The sequence below is a fragment of the Cupriavidus sp. 8B genome (assembly GCF_054589115.1).
In genome coordinates, this window is sequence record NZ_BAAILO010000218.1 from 15,402 (window position 1) to 21,726 (window position 6,325).

Consider the following 6,325-nt stretch of genomic DNA (forward strand, 5'->3'; position numbering starts at 1 on the left):
GCCGGGGATCACGATCACCGGCAGTTCCTGCGGCCGGGCCCAGTCGAACACGCTTGCCAGCGGCACGGTGTCGTCCTGCTCGCCGTGGATGACGATGGTATCGGCCGGCACGTGGGCGACTTCCCAGCGGCTGGCGGCGGTGCCCACCATGGCCAGGCGCTGCACCGGCGTGCCGGCCTCGGCCAGGCGCCGGGCGACGTGGCTGGCCACGAAGCTGCCAAACGAGAAGCCGGCCAGCGCCAGCGGCAGCGTGGCGGCATCCGGCGACCAAGTGGACTGGGTGCGCATCCAGTCGATGACGGCCAGCAGGTCATCCTGCTCGCCCACGCCGTTGTCATGGCTGCCGGCGCTGCCGCCGACGCCGCGGAAGTTCGGGCGCACGGTGGCGTAGCCAAGCTGCACGAAACTGCGTGCCAGCGTCTGCGCCACCTTGTTGTCCTTGGTGCCACCGAACAGCGGGTGCGGGTGCGCCACCAGCGCGAGGCCGCGCGGGAAGCCGGCCTGGGGCAGGTCGACCGAAACGTCGATGGCGCCGACTGGGCCGGCGACGGTAAGTACCTGGGTATGGGCGTTCATGGAAACAGGAAGCAGGGTGACTGGCTCTGGCGCCGTGGCGCCCGGGTTTCAGTGATTCAGCGTTTCAGCCGAGGCTGGCGGCTGAGGTCAATCAGTGATCGACCATCAGGCGTTCGACCGGCTTGCCGCCCACCAGATGGCTCTCGATGATCTCGTCGATGTCCTGCTCGTCGACGAAGGTGTACCAGACGGCCTCGGGATAGACCACCAGCACCGGGCCGAGTTCACAACGGTTCAGGCAGCCGGCCTTGTTGATGCGCACGCGGCCTTCGCCGCCGGAAATACCAAGCGCCTTGCAGCGTTTCTTGGCGTATTCCTGCATGGCCTGCGCGTGATGCGCGCCGCAGCAGGCGCCGCCGTCCTCGCGCTGGTTGAGGCAGAAGAAAACGTGGTGCTGGTAATGGCTGCGCATGCGTGGTGGGCGTATCGGCGGCGGCAACGCAGGAGGCAAAGAGTGCCCGGGGCGCGCGCCGGCCGCAAGGAATGGGTGGAAGGGCTGAATTATACGGCGTCATGGGGGGCGGTTCGACGCTTTGGGAACGCGCTTCGAAGCCGCGCGTGCTGCGCCGCGGCCGCGGGTGGCGTAGCGCGCACCCACGCCGGCCAGATCGTCCGGATCTCCGGACGGCCGTTTTCCGGAATTCCGGAAAATCGGAGTGAACGGTCGTCCGCTTTGCCAGCTTCCTTTTGAAATCAGTGACTTGGCGGCGCCGGCCGGCCTGGCACGGCCGTTGCGATGCTTAAGGCAGACACGCTCCATTTGCAGGGCGCGCGAACCTGCCGCTGCTGCGGCGGCGGGCACGGTCAAATACCGAGGACGACATCATGAGGAAACCCTTTTACAAGATCCTGTACGTGCAGGTGCTGTTCGCCATCGCGGTGGGCATCGTGCTCGGGCATTTCTGGCCCGCTACGGGCGTAGCCATGAAGCCGCTGGGCGATGGCTTCATCAAACTGATCAAGATGATCATCGGTCCGATCATCTTCTGTACCGTGGTGTCCGGCATCGCCGGCATGCGCGACATGAAGAAGGTGGGCCGGGTCGGCGGCAAGGCGCTGCTTTACTTCGAGGTGATCTCCACCTTCGCGCTGTTGATCGGCCTGCTGTCCGCGCACCTGCTCAAGCCGGGCGTGGGCTTCAACATCGATCCGGCCACGCTCGACACCAAGGCGATCTCGCAATATGTGACGCAGGCGCATGGCCAGAGCACAGTCGAGTTCTTCATGCACATCATCCCGGATACGATGGTCAGCGCGTTCGCCAACGGCGACATCCTGCAGATCCTGCTGATCTCGCTGTTCTTCGGCTCGGCGCTGGCGGCCATGGGTGAGCGCTCGAAGATCGTGTTCGACTTCGTCGAGCAGGTGTCCAAGGTGTTCTTCCACATCGTTCACGTGATCACCCGGGTGGCACCGCTGGGCGCGTTCGGCGCGATGGCCTTTACCATCGGCAAGTACGGCCTGGGCTCGCTGGTGCCGCTGCTCAAGCTGATCGGCACCTTCTACGTCACCGCGATCGTCTTCGTGGTGGTGGTGCTGGGCACGGTAGCGCGCCTGACGGGCTTCAACATCTTCCGCTTCATTTCCTACATCAAGGAAGAGCTGCTGATCGTGCTGGGCACCAGCTCGTCGGAGGCGGCGCTGCCGCACCTGATGGAAAAGCTGGAAAAGCTGGGCTGCTCCAAATCGGTGGTGGGGCTGGTGGTGCCCACGGGCTACTCCTTCAACCTCGATGGCACCAACATCTACATGACCATGGCGGTGCTCTTCATCGCCCAGGCCACCGGCATCGAGCTCACACTGCTGCAGCAGCTCACCGTCCTGGGCGTGGCGATGATCACCTCCAAGGGCGCCAGCGGCGTGACCGGCTCCGGCTTCATCACGCTGGCCGCCACGCTGGCGGTGGTGCCGGACATTCCGGTGGCCGGCATGGTACTGATCCTCGGCATCGACCGCTTCATGAGCGAGTGCCGTGCGCTGACCAATATCATCGGCAACGGCGTGGCGACGGTGGTGATGTCGGCGTGGGAGCATGAACTCGACCGCGCGCAGCTTGACCGCATGCTGCGCCGTGGCGGCGATGACACGGCCGAACTTGCCGAAGCCGGCACCGGCGTCCGCTGAGGTCCCGGCCTCCGGAGCGGCGGCGCCAGCCGGCGCCGCCCGCCAGCGGGTATCATCGGCGCGTGTCCCAACGCATGCGCCGATGCCACATTCCGACGATTTCCTCGCCGTGCATGATCCCGCTTCCGCCCGCCTGGTGCACGCGCCAGGCGATGGCGGCGGAACCTGGCGGGGCTTCGCCGCGGCACTTGCCGTCGGCCTGGTAGTCCTGTGCTCGCTGACCTGGCTGTTTTCGATGCAGCGCGGCATCGATGGGCTGCAGCAGGCCACGGCCACCCGCGCCGATCGCTACGCGGCCACGCTGGAAAGCACGCTCGACCGCTACGAGTTCCTCCCCGCGCTGGTCTCGCTCCATCCCTTTGTCCATGACCTGCTGGCCGCGCCCGGCGATCCCGTGCGCGTGGCGGCGGCCAACCGCTACCTGTCCGAAGTCAATCGCCGCGCGCGCGCTTCGGCCACCTATGTCATTGCCGCCAACGGCCTCGCGCTGGCCGCCAGCAACCATGACGAGCCGGGCAGCTTTGTCGGCACCGACTACCGCTTCCGCCCTTACTTCCAGAGCGCATCGCGCGGAGAGATCGGGCGCTTCTACGCCATCGGCATCACCAGCGACGAGCCCGGCTACTACATTGCCCAGCCCGTGAAGGTTGGGGGCCGCGTGGTGGGCGTGACCGTGGTCAAGCTCAACCTGGAGTGGTTCCAGCGCGCTGGCGCCGGCGGCGCCGAGCCGGTGATGGTGAGCGACGAGCATGGCGTGATCTTCCTCTCCTCGGTGCCGGCCTGGCAGTACCGCACGTTGCAGCCGCTGCCGAGCGAGCTGCAATCCGAGCTGGACCGCACGCGCCAGTACCATGACCAGGAAGTCAGGCCGCTGCCGCTGGAGGCGCTGCAATCCCCCGTTACGCAGTGGCTCGGCCGGACAGTGCTGGGCGAGGGCGCGCGGCTGGTGCGCATCGGCACCGGCAGCAACGCCGAGCGCTACCTCGAGATCAGCCGCAAGGTGGGCCCGGCCGACTGGACCATGCAGGTGATGGCCGCGCTGGACCCGGTGCTGGCCAGTGCGCGCAATGCCACCGTCGGGGCGGCGCTGGCCTATGCGTGCATGTGCCTGCTGCTGTTCAACTGGCGCCAGCGCCGCCAGCGTGCGCGCGATATCGAATACGGCAGGCGCCTGCTCGAAGCCGCCTACGACGAGCTGGAGCGCCGGGTGGAGGCGCGCACCGCCGACCTGATGGCCATCAACGAGCAGCTGGAAGCCGAAGTGGCGGAGCGCATCCGCGCCGAGAGCGAGCTGCGCGCGGCGCAGGACGAACTGGTGCAGGCCAGCAAGCTGGCGGCGCTGGGCCAGATGGCAGCCGGCATCACGCATGAGCTGAACCAGCCGCTGGCGGCCCTGCGCACGTTCTCCGACAACACGCGCGTGCTGCTGGAGCGCGGGCAGCTCGATGCGGCTACCGGCAACCTCGTTGCCATTGCCGACCTCACCACGCGCATGGGCAAGATCACCGGGCAGCTCAAGCTGTTTGCCGGCAAGGCGCGCCAGCGCCGGCACGCGGTGCATGTGCGCGCCGCGCTGGATCACGTGCTGGCGCTGATGGCCCCGCGCCTGGGCCACGTCGCGCTGAAGGTGGATGGCTTGTCCCAGCCGCCCGGGCCGGCGGTGTGGGCGGATGAGCTCAAGCTCGAGCAAGTGCTGCTAAACCTGATCGGCAACGCCCTCGATGCGCTGGCCACGGCCGCGCCGCACGCGCCCTGCGTGGAGGTGGCGGTGAGCGAGCACGGCAACACGGTTAGCATCGCGGTGCGCGACAATGGCACCGGCATCGCCGCCGACGCCTTGCCGCGATTGTTCGAACCCTTCTTCACCACCAAGGAGATCGGCCAGGGGCTCGGCCTGGGCCTGGCCATATCGTCGTCCATCGTGCGCGAGTTCGGCGGGCAGCTGAGCGCGGCCGACCGGCCCGGCGGCGGCGCGGAATTCGTGGTGATGCTGCGGCGCGCGCCCGCGCCCGAAGGCGGCGCGCCCCGCGCCGCCGCCACGTCCATCTCTCCCACCCATACTGAGTGAGCATTGCCATGCAAGACGGATTGCGTGTCCTGTTCGTCGAAGACGAACCCCTGGTACGCCAGGCTACCGCGCAGAGCCTGGAGCTGGCTGGCTTCTCCGTGCTGGCGCTGCCCTCTGCCGAAGCCGCCATGCCGCATCTCTCCCCGGAGTTTCCCGGCGTGCTGGTGACGGACGTGCGCCTCACCGGCGCCAGCGGGCTGGACCTGCTGCACCACTGCCGCAACGCGGCGCCGGGCGTGCCGGTGATCCTCGTCACCGGCCACGGCGACATCACCATGGCGGTACAGGCCATGCGCGAAGGCGCCTACGACTTTATCGAGAAGCCCTTTGGCGCCGACCGCCTGACCGAGACCGTGCGCCGCGCACTGGAGCGGCGCGCGCTGGAGCTGGAGAACCGCGCGCTGCGGCGCGAGCTGGCCGGCCCGGCCGCGGGCACGCGCATCATCGGGCGCTCGCCGGCCATCGAGCAGGTACGCACGCTGGTGGCCAACGTGGCCGCCACCGATGTGCCCGTGATGATCAACGGCGAGACCGGCACCGGCAAGGAACTGGTGGCGCGCAGCCTGCACGCCTTGTCGCCGCGCCACCAGGCGCCCTTTGTGGCGCTGAACTGCGGTGCGGTGCCCGAGGCCATCTTCGAGAGCGAGATGTTCGGCCACGAGGCCGGCGCCTTCACCGGCGCCGGCAAGCGCCGCGTGGGCAAGCTCGAGCACGCCTCGGGTGGCACGCTGTTCCTCGACGAGATCGAGAGCATGCCGCTGGCGCTGCAGGTCAAGCTGCTGCGCGTGCTGCAGGAGGGCACGCTGGAGCGCCTCGGCTCCAATGCCTCCATCGCCATCGATGTGCGCATCGTGGCCGCGGCCAAGGGGGAAATGGAGACGCTGGCGGCGCAAGGCACGTTCCGCCAGGATCTCTACTACCGGCTCAATGTGGTCACCATCCCGTTGCCCCCGCTGCGCGAGCGGCGCGAGGACATCGTGCCGCTTTTCGAGCATTTCATGCTGGTGGCGGCGGTGCGCTACCAGCGCCCCGCGCCCATCCTCTCCGAGCTGCAGCGCCAGGCGCTGATGCAGCGCGCCTGGCCCGGCAACGTGCGCGAGCTGCGCAATGCCGCCGACCGCCTGGTGCTGGGCGTGCCCGAGGGCGGCACGCGCGCCGATGCGCTCGACGACTCCACGCCGCTCAAGGAGCGCATGGAGCACTACGAGCGCGCCGTCATCGCCGATACGCTGGCGCGCACCGGCGGCGCGGTCAGCCAGGCGGCGGACCTGCTGCAGGTGGGCAAGGCCACGCTGTACGACAAGATCAAGCGCTACGGGCTGTAGCAGGGTTTGCTCCCTTCTTCCACTTGTGGGAGAGCAACCGTGTCGAGTGGGGGCGGGGGAGAGGGCGGGTGTTGGATGTGGGGTTGGCTTGTCGGATGCCTGCTTGTTCACCATCCGTGCTGCTTCACTGCAAATTCAACGGCTTAACGTCAAAGTCAAAGGCAGTTTCACCTCCCCTGCGGGGAGGCGACCTACTTTCTTGTCTCGCCAAGAAAGTAGGCAAAGAAGGCGA

Annotated in this window: 5 protein-coding genes; 3 read left to right on the forward strand and 2 right to left on the reverse strand. The window is 67.9% G+C overall.

Going from position 1 to position 6,325, the window contains the following annotated elements; translation table 11 throughout:
• Both ACYP5B_RS21790 and ACYP5B_RS21795 read right to left on the reverse strand, forming a co-directional pair.
• A partial coding sequence (locus ACYP5B_RS21790; RefSeq protein ID WP_459571047.1) for an alpha/beta hydrolase occupies positions 1-576 on the reverse strand: 576 nt, incomplete at its 3' end.
• 91 nt (positions 577-667) lie between these two features.
• Positions 668-988: a (2Fe-2S) ferredoxin domain-containing protein gene (locus tag ACYP5B_RS21795; protein WP_400091410.1), complete on the reverse strand. Its 321-nt coding sequence runs from the start codon at positions 986-988 to the stop codon at positions 668-670.
• A 410-nt stretch (positions 989-1,398) separates the two neighbouring features.
• On the opposite strand from ACYP5B_RS21795, the gene ACYP5B_RS21800 reads away from it, so the two are divergent.
• The 3 genes from ACYP5B_RS21800 (at position 1,399) to ACYP5B_RS21810 (ending at position 6,093) form a co-directional block, all read left to right on the forward strand.
• Entirely contained in the window at positions 1,399-2,700 is a 1,302-nt protein-coding gene (locus tag ACYP5B_RS21800; protein WP_400091488.1) for a dicarboxylate/amino acid:cation symporter, read from the forward strand.
• 82 nt (positions 2,701-2,782) lie between these two features.
• Positions 2,783-4,768, forward strand: coding sequence for a sensor histidine kinase (locus ACYP5B_RS21805; RefSeq protein ID WP_459571049.1), 1,986 nt, complete (start codon positions 2,783-2,785; stop codon positions 4,766-4,768).
• Between the two features lie 8 nt (positions 4,769-4,776).
• Positions 4,777-6,093: a sigma-54-dependent transcriptional regulator gene (locus tag ACYP5B_RS21810; protein ID WP_459571051.1), complete on the forward strand. Its 1,317-nt coding sequence runs from the start codon at positions 4,777-4,779 to the stop codon at positions 6,091-6,093.
• The last annotated feature ends 232 nt before the right edge of the window (positions 6,094-6,325 follow it).

Excerpts from the sequence above, each read along its gene's own strand:
- ACYP5B_RS21805 (WP_459571049.1), top strand. The coding sequence starts at position 2,783 with ATGCCACATTCCGACGATTTCCTCGCCGTGCATGATCCCGCTTCCGCC.
- ACYP5B_RS21810 (WP_459571051.1), top strand. The coding sequence starts at position 4,777 with ATGCAAGACGGATTGCGTGTCCTGTTCGTCGAAGACGAACCCCTGGTA.
- ACYP5B_RS21795 (WP_400091410.1), bottom strand. The coding sequence starts at position 988 with ATGCGCAGCCATTACCAGCACCACGTTTTCTTCTGCCTCAACCAGCGC.